Annotated in this window: 14 protein-coding genes and 1 other RNA gene; 9 read left to right on the forward strand and 6 right to left on the reverse strand. The window is 64.7% G+C overall.

The annotated features are described in order from the left end of the window. Positions 1-10: 10 nt before the first annotated feature. A complete protein-coding gene (locus tag IVB47_RS25035) occupies positions 11-1,354 on the forward strand; it encodes a cytochrome c (protein ID WP_346730811.1) in 1,344 nt (447 codons plus the stop codon). A gap of 171 nt (positions 1,355-1,525) precedes the next feature. Here the strand turns inward: IVB47_RS25035 and IVB47_RS25040 are convergent, their stop codons facing one another. From IVB47_RS25040 to IVB47_RS25060, 5 genes are all read right to left on the reverse strand, one after another. Continuing rightward, positions 1,526-2,350, reverse strand: a complete 825-nt coding sequence (locus IVB47_RS25040; RefSeq protein WP_247465205.1) for a TIGR00282 family metallophosphoesterase — start codon at positions 2,348-2,350, stop codon at positions 1,526-1,528. Next, positions 2,328-2,924: a 5-formyltetrahydrofolate cyclo-ligase gene (locus IVB47_RS25045; protein WP_247465209.1), complete on the reverse strand. Its 597-nt coding sequence runs from the start codon at positions 2,922-2,924 to the stop codon at positions 2,328-2,330. The genes IVB47_RS25040 and IVB47_RS25045 overlap by 23 nt, the downstream gene beginning before the upstream one ends. A 196-nt stretch (positions 2,925-3,120) precedes the next feature. After that, a non-coding RNA gene (gene ssrS / locus IVB47_RS25050) (6S RNA) lies at positions 3,121-3,280 on the reverse strand. A gap of 48 nt (positions 3,281-3,328) precedes the next feature. Next, on the reverse strand, positions 3,329-3,712 hold the full coding sequence (locus IVB47_RS25055) for a cell division protein ZapA (protein ID WP_007599950.1): 384 nt from the start codon (positions 3,710-3,712) through the stop codon (positions 3,329-3,331). Further along, positions 3,709-3,999 (reverse strand): DUF4164 domain-containing protein, encoded by a 291-nt coding sequence (locus tag IVB47_RS25060; protein ID WP_007599949.1) that lies wholly within the window; start codon positions 3,997-3,999, stop codon positions 3,709-3,711. Before IVB47_RS25060 ends, IVB47_RS25055 begins: the two co-directional genes overlap by 4 nt. Before the next feature lie 453 nt (positions 4,000-4,452). On the opposite strand from IVB47_RS25060, the gene tkt reads away from it, so the two are divergent. The 8 genes from tkt to IVB47_RS25100 all read left to right on the forward strand — a co-directional run bounded on the left by tkt (position 4,453) and on the right by IVB47_RS25100 (position 13,938). Continuing rightward, positions 4,453-6,438 (forward strand): transketolase, encoded by a 1,986-nt coding sequence (tkt, locus tag IVB47_RS25065; protein WP_247465213.1) that lies wholly within the window; start codon positions 4,453-4,455, stop codon positions 6,436-6,438. 146 nt (positions 6,439-6,584) lie between these two features. Continuing rightward, positions 6,585-7,592: a type I glyceraldehyde-3-phosphate dehydrogenase gene (gap, locus tag IVB47_RS25070; protein ID WP_106941903.1), complete on the forward strand. Its 1,008-nt coding sequence runs from the start codon at positions 6,585-6,587 to the stop codon at positions 7,590-7,592. A gap of 148 nt (positions 7,593-7,740) precedes the next feature. Beyond that, positions 7,741-8,937 (forward strand): phosphoglycerate kinase, encoded by a 1,197-nt coding sequence (locus IVB47_RS25075; protein ID WP_247465216.1) that lies wholly within the window; start codon positions 7,741-7,743, stop codon positions 8,935-8,937. Between the two features lie 66 nt (positions 8,938-9,003). Beyond that, positions 9,004-10,071, forward strand: a complete 1,068-nt coding sequence (gene fba, locus IVB47_RS25080; RefSeq protein ID WP_007599942.1) for a class II fructose-bisphosphate aldolase — start codon at positions 9,004-9,006, stop codon at positions 10,069-10,071. 155 nt (positions 10,072-10,226) lie between these two features. Further along, entirely contained in the window at positions 10,227-11,252 is a 1,026-nt protein-coding gene (locus IVB47_RS25085) for a class I fructose-bisphosphate aldolase (protein ID WP_247465220.1), read from the forward strand. 3 nt (positions 11,253-11,255) lie between these two features. Further along, positions 11,256-11,930 (forward strand): thiamine phosphate synthase, encoded by a 675-nt coding sequence (locus tag IVB47_RS25090; protein WP_247465223.1) that lies wholly within the window; start codon positions 11,256-11,258, stop codon positions 11,928-11,930. An 8-nt stretch (positions 11,931-11,938) separates the two neighbouring features. Continuing rightward, positions 11,939-13,033 (forward strand): tetratricopeptide repeat protein, encoded by a 1,095-nt coding sequence (locus IVB47_RS25095; protein ID WP_247465226.1) that lies wholly within the window; start codon positions 11,939-11,941, stop codon positions 13,031-13,033. Positions 13,034-13,146: 113 nt separating this feature from the next. After that, positions 13,147-13,938, forward strand: coding sequence for an inositol monophosphatase family protein (locus tag IVB47_RS25100; protein WP_247465229.1), 792 nt, complete (start codon positions 13,147-13,149; stop codon positions 13,936-13,938). Between the two features lie 26 nt (positions 13,939-13,964). On the opposite strand, the gene IVB47_RS25105 is transcribed toward IVB47_RS25100, so the two are convergent. Beyond that, positions 13,965-15,101: an AAA family ATPase gene (locus IVB47_RS25105; protein ID WP_247465232.1), complete on the reverse strand. Its 1,137-nt coding sequence runs from the start codon at positions 15,099-15,101 to the stop codon at positions 13,965-13,967. Positions 15,102-15,281 lie beyond the last annotated feature (180 nt).

Raw genomic sequence — 15,281 nt, forward strand, 5'->3', positions numbered from 1 at the left:
GGAAAAAGGCATGAGCGGCAAGATGCGTATCTTCACCGGCATCGTCGTGATCGCCATTGTCGTGGTGGCGCTCGGCGTCTGGATCATCCGCGGGCCCGGCCCGCTCGACTTCGCCGGCGGCCCCAAGGTGGCGCTGGCGGATTACCGTGCCGGCAAGCCGACCGGCGTGCCGGCGAAGCTCGAGAAGGCGAGCCTGGTCGAACGCGGCGAATACCTCGCGAAGGCGGCCGACTGCATGGTCTGCCACACCAAGCCCGGCGAGACGGACTATTCCGGCGGGCTCGGCTTCAAGCTGCCGTTCGGCACGCTCTATTCCACCAACATCACGCCGGACAAGGACACGGGCATCGGCAATTACAGCGACCAGGATTTTCTCAACGCGGTCCAGCGCGGCAAGCGCCATGACGGCGCCCGGCTCTATCCGGCGATGCCGTACACGTCCTATACCTATATGACGGATGACGACGTGCTGGCGGTGAAGGCGTATCTGTTCAGCCTTCCTGCGGTGCGCGCGAAGCCGCCGGAGAACACGCTGTCCTTCCCGTTCAACCAGCGCTGGGCGATGATTGTCTGGTCGGCCGTGTTCAATCCCGACACACGCTTTGCGCCTGATACGTCGAAGAGCCCGGAGTGGAATCGCGGCGCGTATCTTGTTGAAGCGTTGGCGCATTGCGGCGAATGCCACACGCCGCGCAATCTCGGCTTTGCGCTGGACAACCGCAAGAAGTTCGCGGGCGCGATCACGGCCGGCTGGCGCGCCTTCAACATCTCCTCCGACAAGGCCACCGGCCTCGGCAGCTGGCGTGACGAGGACCTGATCTCCTATCTGTCGCTCGGCCATGCGCCGGGCCACGGCTCGGCGTCGGGTCCGATGGGTGAAGCGGTCGACCACAGTTTCAGCCAGTTCGCGCCTGAGGACATAAGCAGCATCGTCGCTTATCTGCGCAGCGTGCCACCACAGCCCTCGCCCGACCTGCCCGCAACCACCGCACCCGTCGCGCCTGCCTCGCACAAGGACGGCGTCACGGCGGACGCGCGCGGCAAGAAAATGTTCGCCAGCGCCTGCGCCACCTGCCATGGCTGGAGCGGCGAGAGCCCGGTCTCGCCGATGGCAACGCTGACCGGCACCTGGGCCGTCAACGACCCCGCCGCCACCAACGTCGCGCAGATCGTGATCTCAGGCACCAAGCGGAATACGCCCGACGGGGCGCTGTCGATGCCGGCGTTCGGCAACGCCTATAGCGACGACGAGATCGCGGCGGTCGCGAATTACGTCACGGCGCGGTTTGGCACGAAGGGGTCGAAGCTGACGGCAAAGGATGTGGCGGAGTTGAGGGAGCAGACGGCGGAGTAGGTGCGGTGAGCGCATCACTCTCGGCGTCGTCCCGGCGAAGGCCGGGACCCATACCCCCTGCGATTTGTTTGGCAAAGATTCGTCGTTCGGTACTCCGGCTGCGTGCAATGGATAGATCACGCGGTATGGGTCCCGGCCTTCGCCGGGACGACACTGAATATGTGGCGCCGTTCAGCTCAACCAGAATTTCGGCGTCGCCGGCTCCAGCCGGCCGCCGGCGCGCACCGGCGCGATGCGCAGTGCCAAGCCCGTCGCATCATCCGTCTCCACGGCCACGCCACTCAGCGTCGCGGCGCCCGCTGCCGGCTCGAAGCGGCCTGAGGGGATGCCGGAGGTGAACCGTCGCAGCGGCTCTTCCTTCTGCATGCCGATGATGGAATCGTAGTCGCCGGTCATGCCGGCATCGGTCATGTAGGCGGTGCCGCCCGACAGGATCTGGTGGTCGGCGGTCGGCACATGGGTGTGGGTGCCGACGACGAGGCTGGCGCGGCCGTCGCAGAAGAAGCCGATGCCCTGCTTCTCGCTGGTCGCCTCGCAATGAAAGTCGACGACGATGGCGTCCGCGGCAACGCCGAGCGGGCAAGCGCCGAGCTCGCGCTCCAGTGCTGCGAAGGGATCGTCGAACGGGGTCATGAAGACGCGGCCCAAAGCGTTGACGACGAGCGCGTGCTTGCCGTTCTTGGTCTCGACCAGCGCGGCGCCGCGGCCGGGCGTCCCGCGCGGATAATTCGCGGGCCGCACCAAACGATCCGCGCGCTCGATGAACACCAGAGCTTCGCGCTGGTCCCAGGAATGATTGCCGAGCGTCACCGCGTCGGCGCCGGCGTCGAGAAACTCCTGATAGATCGCTTCCGTGATGCCAAAGCCGCCGGCGGAATTCTCGCCGTTGACGACGACGAAATCGAGCGACCAGTCCTTGACCATGCGGGGCAGATATTCGGCGATGGCATTGCGCCCGGCACGGCCGACGACATCACCCACGAAGAGAATGCGCAACTTCAGAACTCCGGAAATCGAATACGTCGGATTCCGTTAGCACATAATCCAGCGCCACGTCGTGGGCTAGTGCCGGAACCGCCTTGATCTCCTGCGCTGCGAAAGCGAGCCCGATGCCGACGATATTCTTGGCTTTTCGCAGATGCGCGAAGGTGTGGTCGTAATGCCCCGCGCCATAGCCGATGCGATGGCCGAGACGATCGAAGGCAGCGAGCGGCGTCAGCATGATGTCGGGAATGACTTCAGCGGCCCCTGGCGACGGCTCGGGAATACCGAGCGGGCCGAGCATCAGACGATCGTTGGGATGGAAGATGCGGAAGATCAGCGCCTGGCCGCGCGCGGTGACGCAAGGCAGCGCGAGCCTGGCGCCCTGCTCGGCCAGCTTCTTCAGCAGCGGCATCGGATCGATCTCGCTGCGGATCGGCGAATAGCCTGACACGATGCTGCCCGGCAGCAGCGAGAATGGCAGCCCGCGCTTGGCGAGCTTGGCGGCGGCGGCGGTGCGTTTCTTGTCGCTCAGCGCATCGCGCGCCGCGAGGGCTTTGGCGCGGAGTTCGGCTTTGGTGTTGGTCATGCGCGCTTGCTCCGAAGGCTGAGCCTTGCTCCGCCGTCATCACCCGCGAAGGCGGGTGATCCAGTATTCCAGAGACGCCAGTGATCAAACATCGACGCCGCGGCGTACTGGATGCCCCGCCTACGCGGGGCATGACACCGCTGGTTTGTCGAGGACGCAATTCGAGAGGCACGAACTAGGAGGACGAATGCAAAAGTGCGAAGCCGCGAACGCCGTTGAAGCACTCGATCCCGGAGTTCCCTACGAAAGTAGGTGGGCACCATATGTCCGAGCCCACGGGCCCGGCCAGGGACAGTTCCCTAAAGGATCGATAAGGCCCCGGGGATAATGGCTCCTGACGCGCGTCGCAGCCCCGCTCGGGCAATGTAACAACGATGCTGACGAATCGCCAGCCCGGTGAACGATCAGCCGATAGCGATCCCGTTGCCGACGGTGCGGTTCAGGACCTGGGTCGATTTCTCGATGCGCTCGGCCGCAGAGTTCAGTGCGTTCACGACCGCGGTCTGGGTCAGCCGGGCGCGCTCAACGGCGGCGTTGCGGAAATCCCGTAGCTCGGTCAGTTCCTGCTCCATGGTCCGGATGCGATTGCCGGCATCGACCAATTCGTCGCAGACGGTCAGGGCCGCCATCACGGTGAGCCTGGCATCACCGATCTCGCCGAACTTTCCGCGCAGCGACTGAATCCGCGTCTCCAGGCTTTCGGCGAGCTTGAGCAGCCGCACCTCCTGGCCTTCCTCGCAGGCCATACGGTATTGCCGGCCGTTGATGGTGACGTTGATGTGGCTCATCCGTCCTCTCCGGTATCGAGCACCGAGCGAATCGTGACGATCGCGGAATCCAGCCGATCGGAGATCTCGCGGCTGGAGCGCTCGAGCTTGCGCGCCTTCACCAGCGCGCCGTCGAGTTCGTCGGCAAGCCGCGAGCGGTCCGCGCCGAGCGCCTGGATTCGCGCCGCGAGCTCGTTCTCGTCGCGATCGGCATCGCGCCGCCGCTCCACGGCGCTTTCGAGCGAGTCGAGCGCCGCCATGAGCCTGCGGGTCGCGATCTCGATCTCGACGGCCGAGGACTCGGTCATGGCAGAGCTGTTGGATACGCGATCGTTCATGCAGTCAGCGGCGGAACCTGTGGCCTTGCCCTTGGGCTTTTCCTTTGGGCATTTACCTTGGAGCTTGCCGTCCGGCAAAAGACTCGGTTCGGCAAGCGGTTAGAAGCAGAAATTTACGTGGCAAGCTAGCGGAGCGCAACGCCGCCACGAAACTATGCACTGATAGATCGGGATGGGATTCATCCCGATCTATCAGTTCCTGCCGGCATGACCTGGCCGGAAAACCGGCCTCCACTTTGCGCTAACGCGGCCCTGCGGGTCCGGATTATGCCGTAAGCAACTTTTACGGCCAAACCGGCGTTTGATTGCCTTGGCCTGCCGGAACCGAGATGCTATCCCAGCCGCGACCCCAGCGGCCGAAAGGCTCCTTCCGGCGCGGCCAAATCCAGCCACAAGCGCCTCATTTCAGACGGATTTTCAGACATGACGCAGGTCGATCACAACCGTATGGCCAATGCGATCCGCGGCCTTGCCATGGACGGCGTCGAGAAGGCGAAATCGGGTCATCCCGGCCTGCCGATGGGCGCCGCCGACATGGCGACCGTGCTGTTCACGCAATTCCTGAAATTCGACGTCGCCGCGCTGGACTGGCCGGACCGCGACCGCTTCGTGCTCTCGGCCGGGCACGGCTCGATGCTGATCTATTCGCTGCTGTATCTGATCGGCAGTCCCGAGATGACGATCGCCCAGCTCAAGGACTTTCGTCAGTTGGGGTCGCTGACGCCAGGACATCCCGAGCACGGCCACACCAAGGGCATCGAGACCACCACCGGTCCGCTCGGCCAGGGCATTTCCACCGCCGTCGGCATGGCGCTCGCCGAGAAGATGCTCGCGGCCGAGTTCGGCAAGAAGATCGTCGATCACCACACGTATGTGATCGCTTCCGACGGCGATTTGATGGAAGGCGTGTCGCAGGAAGCGATCGCGATGGCCGGGCACTGGAAGCTCAACAAGCTGATCGTGCTGTATGACGACAACGGCATCTCGATCGACGGCCCGACCTCGATCTCCGATTCCGTCGACCAGGTGAAGCGGTTCAAGTCGGCGGGTTGGGCGGCCGAAAAGATCGACGGCCACGACCAGGCCGCAATCGCCGCCGCGATCACGCGCGCGCAGAAATCAAACAAGCCGACGCTGATTGCGTGCCGCACCACCATCGGCTTCGGCGCCCCGCATAAGGCCGGCACCAACAAGGTCCACGGCGAAGCGCTCGGCGCCGACGAACTCAAGGCCGCCAAGGAAAATCTCGGCATTTCGCTGGAGCCGTTCTCGGTGCCCGACGACGTGCTCAAGGCCTGGCGCGCGGCCGGCAGCCGTGGCGCGGCGGCACGACAGGAATGGGAAGCAAGGCTCGGTGAACTCGGCGGCCGCAAGCGCGCCGAATTCGAGCGCCGGCTGCGCCACGAGCGGCCGGCCGCGCTGGCAAAGGCGTTCAAGGGCTACAAGAAGGAGCTCTTGGAAAAGCCGATGAATGCGGCGACCCGCAAATCCTCCGAAGCCGTGATCGAAGTGATTGCCGGCGCGATGCCGATGGAGTTTCTGGCGGGCTCGGCCGATCTCACCGGCTCCAACAACAACAAGGCGAAGTCGGCGACTGCGTTCTCGGCCAAGACGCCGAAGGGCCGCTTCATCCATTACGGCATCCGCGAGCACGGCATGTGCGCGGCGATGAACGGCATCTTCCTGCACGGGGGTTTTGCGCCGAACGGCGCCACGTTCCTGGTGTTCACGGATTATGCCCGGCCCGCGATGCGGCTCGCCGCGTTGATGGGGACCGGCGTCGTTTATGTCATGACCCATGATTCCATTGGCCTCGGCGAAGACGGCCCGACCCACCAGCCGGTCGAGCATCTCTCAGCACTTCGCGCCATTCCCAACATGCGCGTGTTCCGCCCGTGCGATTCCATCGAGGTTGCCGAGTGCTGGGAGCTCGCGCTCAACCGCATCGACGGCCCGACAGTCCTGGCGCTGACCCGGCAGAACCTGCCGCAACTGCGCACCGCCGCGCCGAACGAGAGCCCCTGCCGATTCGGTGCGTACGAACTGGTGGCCGCCCAGGGCGAAGCCAAGGCGACGCTGTTCGCCTCGGGCTCCGAAGTGGAGATGGCCGTGGCCGCCCAGAAGCAGCTCGCCGAGCGCGGCATTCCGACCCGGGTGGTTTCGGTTCCCTCGCTCGAGCTCCTGCTAGCGCAACCAAAGGAGCGCCGCGACGAGATCATCGGCAACGCCCCGGTCAAGGTCGCGATCGAGGCCGCCGTACGCTGGGGCTGGGACGCCGTGATCGGCCAGGATGGCGAGTTTATCGGCATGCACTCCTTCGGCGCCAGCGCCCCTCTCAACAAGGTATTCCAGCACTTTGGCATTACCGCCGAGGCCGCGGTTAACGCCGTTCTGAAACGCGTTTCCTGAGAGTTGAGATTGCCGAAAAAAAGGACTACCTAACTCTCATATGATCAAGCCCCGCCCGGCCGAACCGGGCGTCCGCCCTAAAAAAACCCTCGCAGGCGCGCTAGCGCGTTGTGCGGGATGACAACGGTCATTGAAGGAGACGAAACATGGCAGTCCGCGTCGGAATCAACGGTTTTGGCCGCATCGGCCGCAACATCCTGCGGGCCATCGCCGAGTCCGGCCGCAAGGACATCGAGGTCGTCGGCATCAACGACCTCGGCCCGGTCGAGACCAATGCCCATCTGCTTCGCTTCGACAGCGTCCATGGCCGTTTCCCCGGCACCGTGACCGTCGATGGCGACACGATCAGCCTCGGCGGCAACAAGATCAAGGTGACCGCCGAGCGCGATCCCTCGAAGCTGCCCTGGAAGGATCTCGGCATCGACATCGCGATGGAATGCACCGGCATCTTCACCTCGAAGGACAAGGCCTCCGCGCATCTGACCGCTGGCGCCAAGCGCGTTCTCGTTTCTGCGCCCGCCGACGGCGCCGACGCCACCATCGTCTACGGCGTCAACCACGACACGCTGACCCGGGAACATCTCGTCGTCTCCAACGGCTCCTGCACCACCAATTGTCTCGCGCCGATCGCCAAGGTGCTGAACGACCTCGTCGGCATCGAGACCGGTTTCATGACCACGATCCACGCCTATACCGGCGACCAGCCGACGCTCGACACCATGCACAAGGATCTCTACCGCGGCCGCGCGGCTGCGATGTCGATGATCCCGACCTCGACCGGCGCCGCCAAGGCGATCGGCCTCGTGCTGCCGGAACTGAAGGGCAAGCTCGACGGCGTCGCGATCCGCGTGCCGACCCCGAACGTCTCGGTCGTCGACCTCAAGATCGTCGCGAAGCGCGCCACCGACGTCAAGGAAATCAACGCGGCGATGAAGCGCGCCTCCGAGCAGCAGCTCAAGGGCATCCTCGGCTACACCAGCGCGCCGAACGTCTCGATCGACTTCAACCACGACCCGCACTCCTCGACGTTCCACGAGGACCAGACCAAGGTGCAGAACGGCACGCTGGTGCGTGTGATGTCCTGGTACGACAACGAGTGGGGCTTCTCGAATCGCATGGCGGACACCGCCGTCGCGATGTCGAAAGTGATCTAACAACGCTCTCGTGTCCCGGACGCGATGCAGCGTGAAACGCTGCGTCGCAGAGCCGGGACCCATTCAACCGCGGGACTCGCCGCAACGTGGGTCCCGGTTCTGCACAGCGGCACTACGCGTCGCGGTGCGCCCGGGACAAGGGCCTCCAATGACGAAATCATTCCACACCCTCGACGACGTCGACGTGAAGGGCAAGCGCGTGCTGCTCCGCGTCGACCTCAACGTTCCCATGGACAACGGCCGCGTCAGCGACGCGACCCGGCTCGAGCGCGTCGTGCCGACCATTACCGAAATCTCGGACAAGGGCGGCAAGGTCATCCTGCTGGCGCATTTCGGCCGGCCGAAGGGACGCGATGCCAAGGAGTCGCTCAGGCCGGTTGCCGAGGCGCTCGCGAAGGTCGTGAAGAAGCCCGTCGCCTTCGCCGACGACTGCATCGGCGAACCCGCCGCCAAGGCGGTCGCGGCTCTGAACGACGGCGACATCCTCTGTCTGGAAAACACCCGCTTCCACAAAGAGGAAGAGAAGAACGATCCGGCCTTTGTCGCGGAGCTGGCAAAACTCGGCGACATCTGGGTCAACGACGCCTTCTCGGCCGCGCACCGCGCCCACGCCTCGACCGAAGGCCTCGGCCACAAGCTGCCGGCCTATGCCGGCCGCACCATGCAGGCCGAGCTGGTCGCGCTGGAGAAGGCGCTGGGCTCACCGACCAAGCCCGTCATCGCGATCATCGGCGGCGCCAAGGTCTCGACCAAGATCGACCTGCTCGAAAACCTCGTGACCAAGGTCGACGCGCTGGTGATCGGCGGCGGCATGGCCAACACCTTCCTGCACGCCCAGGGCGTCGGCATCGGCAAGTCGCTGGCCGAGAAGGATCTCGCCGCGACCGCGCTGCGCATCATGGAAAAGGCGGAAGCCGCCAATTGCGCGATCATCCTGCCGGTCGACGCCACCGTGGCCTATCATTTCGCGGCCAACGCGCCGTCGCACGCCTACGGCCTCGACGCGATCCCGGCCGACGGCATGATCCTCGACGTCGGCCCGCAATCGATCGCACGGGTCCACGCCGCGATCGACGATGCGGCGACGCTGGTCTGGAACGGACCGCTCGGTGCCTTCGAGATGCAGCCGTTCGACCGCGGCACGATGTCCGCCGCCAAGCACGCCGCCGAGCGCACCAAGGCCAAGAAGCTGATCTCGATCGCGGGCGGCGGCGACACCGTCGCGGCCCTCAACCAGGCCCATGTGGCCGGTCAGTTCACCTATGTCTCGACCGCCGGTGGCGCATTTCTTGAATGGATGGAAGGCAAACCCCTGCCCGGCGTCGAAGTTCTGCGCATCAAGTAATCGGTCGGCACTAGTCAGCCGCCTTCAAGCAGTGGCCTTGCAGGCCCAAACGGGAGAAAAACACAGATGGCTCGGATCACGTTGCGTCAATTGCTCGACCATGCGGCGGAGAACGATTACGGCGTCCCGGCCTTCAACATCAACAACATGGAGCAGGCGCTGGCGATCATGGACGCGGCCAACCAGGTCGACGCGCCCGTCATCATCCAGGCCTCGCGCGGTGCGCGCTCCTATGCCAACGACGTCATGCTCAAGCACATGATGGACGCGGTGACCGAGATCTATCCGCACATCCCGGTCTGCGTGCATCTCGACCACGGCAACGAGCCGGCAACCTGCATGACCGCGATCCAGGCCGGCTTCACCTCGGTCATGATGGACGGCTCGCTCAAGGCCGACGGCAAGACCCCCGGCGACTGGGGCTACAATGTCGGCGTCACCAAGACCGTGACCGACATGGCCCATCTCGGCGGCATCTCGGTCGAGGGCGAGCTCGGCGTGCTCGGCTCGCTCGAGACCGGCATGGGCGACAAGGAAGACGGCCACGGCGCCGAGGGCAAGCTGAGCCACGACCAGCTCCTGACCAATCCGGATGAAGCGGTGAAGTTCGTCCAGGAGACCCAGGTCGACGCGCTCGCGATCGCGATGGGGACGTCTCACGGCGCCTACAAATTCACCCGCAAGCCCGACGGCGACATCCTCGCCATGAACGTGATCGAGGAGATCCACCGCAAGCTGCCGAACATGCATCTCGTCATGCACGGCTCCTCGTCGGTGCCGCAGGACCTCCAGGACATTATCAACGCCTATGGCGGCAAGATGAAACCGACCTGGGGCGTGCCGGTGGCCGAGATCCAGCGCGGCATCAAGAACGGCGTGCGCAAGATCAACATCGACACCGACAACCGCATGGCGATGACCGGCCAGATCCGGAAAGTGCTCAAGGACAATCCGGAAGAGTTCGATCCCCGCAAGTACTTGAAGCCCGCGATGGAAGCGATGACCAAGCTGTGCAAGCAGCGGCTCCAGGAATTCAATACCGCCGGCCAAGCCTCCAAGATTAAGAAGGTGCTGACCACGGCCGAGATGGCCAAGCGCTACGCCAAGGGCGAGCTCGCCCCGAAGGTGGCGTAAGCAAGGCGCGCTCTATCGCTCCCTCGCCCTGCTCCTAGCGGGGCGAGGTAACAGGCCCCCTCCCCCCTTACCCTGCGACGAACGTTAACTCGGCATTTGCCCGAGAACGGTCTATTTTCACCCGCAAGGCAGAATCGTTTTGGGAGGACATCTCGATGAATCTGACTGAGCTGAACAGGATCGCGACCGCTCTGGTCGCGCCCGGCAAGGGCATCCTCGCCGCCGACGAATCCTCCGGCACCATCAAGAAGCGCTTCGACGCGATCGGCGTGGAATCGACCGAGGAGAACCGCCGCGACTATCGCGAGATGCTGTTCCGCTCGAACGAAGCCATGAGCCGCTATATCTCCGGCGTCATCCTCTATGACGAGACGATCTGGCAGAACGCAAAGGATGGCACGCCCTTGGTCAAGCTGATCGAGAGTAGCGGCGCCATTCCCGGCATCAAGGTCGACGAAGGCACGCAAGCCCTGCCGATGTGCCCCGGAGAGCTCGTCACCGTCGGGCTCGACAAGCTCGCCGAACGGCTGAAGAAGTATTATGAGCGCGGCGCGCGCTTCGCCAAATGGCGCGCGGTGATCGACATCGGCAGTGGCATCCCCTCGATGACCGCGATCAGCGTCAACGCCCACGCGCTGGCGCGTTATGCAGCGCTATGCCAGGCCGCGCAGATCGTGCCGATCGTCGAGCCCGAAGTGCTGATGGACGGCGATCACGACATCGATCGCTGCTATGAGGTGACGAGCCGTGTGCTCAACAAGACGTTTCAGGAATTGCGCGTGCAGCGCGTCGCGCTGGAGGGCATGGTGCTGAAGCCGAACATGGCCATCTCCGGCAAGAAGTCTCCGAAGCAGGCTGCCGCGGAGGAGGTCGCGGAGAAGACGATACGGCTGCTTAGAGCGTGCGTGCCCGCGGCGGTACCCGGCATCGCCTTCCTCTCCGGCGGCCAGTCGGATGAAGAGGCAACGGCGCATCTCAACGCCATGCACAAGCTCGGCCCGCTGCCCTGGGGCCTGACCTTCTCCTACGGTCGCGCCCTCCAGGCCGCGCCGCAGAAGGCCTGGTCGGGTAAGGCCGAGAACGTCGCAGCCGGACAAGACGCATTCAGTCATCGCGCGCGCATGAATGGCCTCGCCTCTAGGGGCGAATGGCAAAGCGGCCTGGAACAGAAAGCGGCCTAGATCTTGTCGAACAAATCTCCTCCGCCGCGCCCGGCGCCGCGCCTTTATCTCGCGACGCCCGTTGTCGACGATCCCGCTTCGCTTCTGGCCGAGCTGCCCGGCCTGCTCGCCGCCGCCGACGTCGCGGCCGTGCTGTTGCGTCTGAAGGTGACCGATCAGCGCACCATGATCTCGCGGATCAAGGTTTTGGCGCCCCCGGTTCAGAAAGCGGGCGCCGCGCTGCTCGTCGACGGCCATCCTGAGCTCGTCGCACGCGGCGGCGCCGACGGCGCGCACCTGCCCGGCATCGCCGCGCTGAAGGAGGCGCTGCCATCGCTCAAGCCCGACCGCATCGCCGGCGTCGGCGGGCTGACGACGCGGCACCATTCCATGGATGCGGGCGAGATCGGCGCGGATTACGTGCTGTTCGGCGAGCCCGACGCAAAGGGCCAGCGGCCGTCGTCGCAAGCGATCGCCGAGCGGCTGGACTGGTGGGCCGAGCTGTTCGAACCGCCCTGCGTCGGCTTTGCCATCTTGCTGGAGGAGGCCCACGAATTCGCCGCCAGCGGTGCCGATTTCGTGCTGGTGGGCGACTTCATCTGGGCCGATCCGCGCGGACCCAAGGCGGCGCTGATCGAGGCCGACGCTGCGATCAAGAAGGCTCATGCGACTGCGCTTGCAGAACAGGAGCACGGCTAGCGCCCGTCATGAAGCTCCCGCGCATCACCATCCTGGCCACGCTGCTGCTCACAGTGCCCGCGGCCGCGCAGCTCCAGATCACGCCGCCCGTGGCAACGCCGAACCCTCCGGCCGAGAAAAGCAAGGACAAGCCGAAGCCCACGCCGCACACCATCACCAAGAAGAAGGAAGCAGCGCCGGCACCAAAGCCTTCAGCTTCCCCCAAGCCTTCAGCCTCTCCAAAGCCTGCTCCGGCTGCGACCGTGATCCCGGCGCCTCCGGCCGACAATCCCAACGTCGATCTGGTGTTCGGCGCCTATCAGCGCGGCCAGTACAAGACCGCCTTCGAGCTCGCCACCGCCCGTGCCGAGACCGGCGATGCCAAGGCGATGACCATGCTGGGTGAGCTCTATTCCAACGCCATGGGCATCCGGCGCGACTATGCCAAGGCGCTGCAATGGTACAAGCGCGCGTCTGATGCCGGCGACCGCGAGGCGATGTTCGCGCTCGCCATGCTCAGGATGTCCGGCCGTGGCGGCCCGGTCGACAAAAACGAGGCGGTCAAGCTGATGGCGTCCGCCGCCAAGCTCGGCGAGCCCAAGGCGGCCTATAACCTCGCGCTGCTCTATCTCGACGGACAGACCCTGCCGCAGGACGTCAAGCGCTCCGCCGAGCTGCTGCGCCAGGCGGCCGATGCCGGTCTGCCCGAGGCGCAATACGCGCTCGCGACCTTCTACAAGGAAGGCACTGGCGTGCCGAAGGATTTGGAACGGGCGGTGCGTCTGCTCCAGGTCGCCACGCTGACCGACAATGTCGATGCCGAGGTCGAATACGCCATCGCGCTGTTCAACGGTACCGGCACGCCGAAGAACCAGCCGGCGGCCGTCGCCCTGCTCCGCAAGGCGTCCCGCCAGGGCAGCGCGATCGCGCAGAACCGGCTGGCCTGGGTGCTGATCAACGGCATGGGCACGGCCGTGGACAAGGTCGAGGGCTTCAAATGGCATCTGGTGGCCAAGACCGCCGGCAAGGGCGATCCGGAGCTGGACAAGCAATTGTCCGATTTGCCGGCCGAGGACCGGGCCAAGGCCGAGGCCGCCGCCAGGAAATGGCTCGGGGCCAAATGACTTGGCGCCGAACGAACTGAAGCAATGACTTGACGTTGGCCCCCTCGCAGGGCACCCCATCCCTCAAACAGGTGCGATTTCGCGCCATTTCCCCCGATCAAGACCGGAAGCTCATGCTGTATTCCGCAACTATCAACGTCATGGTCAAGGCCGCGCGCCGCGCCGGCCGCAGCCTCAAGCGCGATCTCGGCGAGATCGAGCATCTCCAGGTCTCGCTGAAGGGACCGGCGAATTTCGTTTCGCTGGCCGACAAGCGCGCCGAGGAGATCCTCTACCAGGACCTCGCCAAGGCCCGTCCCGGCTACGGCTTCATCGGCGAGGAAGGCGGCACGCGCGAGGGCTCCGACAAGAGCCACACCTGGATCGTCGATCCGCTCGACGGCACCACCAACTTCCTGCACGGCATCCCGCAATTCGCGATCTCGATCGGGCTTTCGCGCGAAGGCACGATCATCGCCGGCGTTATCTACAACCCCGCCAATGACGAGCTCTACATCGCCGAGCGCGGCAAGGGCGCCTTCCTCAACGACCAGCGCCTCCGCGTGGCCGGCCGCCGCCAGCTCAACGAATGCGTGGTGGCCTGCGGCCTGCCCCATATCGGCCGCGGCGACCACGAGGAATTCCGCCGCGAGATGACCGCGATGCAGGAGCGCGTTGCCGGCCTGCGCCGCTTCGGCGCCGCCTCGCTCGATCTGGCCTTCGTCGCCGCCGGCCGCCTCGACGGCTACTGGGAGCGCAATCTGCAATCCTGGGACATCGCGGCGGGCATGATCATGCTGCGCGAGGCCGGCGGAACGATCACCGACATCGACACGCCGGGCGATGCCCTGGTGACGGGCAATGTCGTGTGCGGGAATGAGTTCGTGCACGGGGAATTGGTGAAGATTTTGCGGAAGCCGGCGTAACAGCTCGACGGCTCGATCTACGACGCTCAAGAATCGTCGTCCTCGTCGGAATCGTCCTCGTCCTCGCGATATTCACCGCCGATGGTCAGGCCCTCGATCGCCGTGGCGCCTTTCGACTTGATGACGCGGCGAAGCGAGACCGAGCTCTCGCTTCGCAGTGCGTCCATCAGCTGTTCCGAATGGGTGACGATCCAGATGTCGGCGCGGCGTGACGCCTTGGCGATGAGCCGGGCCAGCGGCGCCAGCAGCGACGGATGCAGGCTGGTCTCGGGTTCGTTCAGCGCGATGAACGGCGGCAGCCGGTAACCCATGAACACCGCGAGCAGGCAGATGTATTTCAGCGTCCCGTCGGACAGTTCATGAGCCCTGAACGGCCGCGGCATATCCGGCAATTGCAGAGCGAATTCGCACCTGCCATTTTCTTCCCATGCACGGAGTTCGGCGCCCGGGAATGCATCCTGGATTGCGTCCTGCAGGTCGTTGGCGTCTTCCCGAATGACATAGAGGGTCGCCAGGGTGGCAGCCAGATCGATTCCATCGGCGCTGAGCGAGGGCGTTGCGATCGCGAGACAAGGCTTTCGTATCGGCGACGCAGGATCGGTGCGAAAGTCATGATAGAATCGCCAGCCCAGCATTGCATTTCTGATCAGGTCGATTTCCGGGCATTGCTTGCCGTCGGAAAAAGCCGCAAGCGCGGTCTCTGACGGCAGCACTGCATCCTTGTGAGCGTTCCAGGCGCCGCTCTCGCCGCGGACGCTGATGAGCGAATTGATGCGCTCCATCAGCCTGACCCTTCGTCTGCCGTTCGTCGCCTCGATAATTTCGGTCTTGATCATCGGCTCGCCGGAAAACGCGGCCTGAAGCGGGCTGGGAAACCCGAGCTCGATGAAATAGCTCATGCTGTCGAATGTGGCCGAGAGCCGCAGCCGACCGTCTTCGCCTCGTTTGCGTGTGCCGGACCAGCAGACCGAATTCAATCCGCCTTCATCGGCGATCGTGCGGGTGATCTGACCGGTCGCCGCGTCGCGCAACAGCGACAAGGACTTGTAGAGATTGGATTTGCCGACTCCATTCTCGCCAACGAACACGGACAGAGGATGGATGGGTATGGAGAGCCGCCGAATGGAGCGATAATTCGAGATCGCAATGTCGGACGGACGCATCACATGCTCTCGATCGGCGGTGACTGGCATTCGCGCGCACGGTGCGAATACGTTGTTTCAATCCAGGGATGCAGTCTGGATTGAGGCCTCCGAGAAATCAAGCCGACCGATCCGGCGTTCAGTGGCCGACTCTCACCAGCGCAAACCCGACGGTCATCATCCGCGAAGGCGGATGATCCA

It is taken from the genome of Bradyrhizobium sp. 62 (assembly GCF_023073035.1).
Classification (GTDB): domain Bacteria; phylum Pseudomonadota; class Alphaproteobacteria; order Rhizobiales; family Xanthobacteraceae; genus Bradyrhizobium.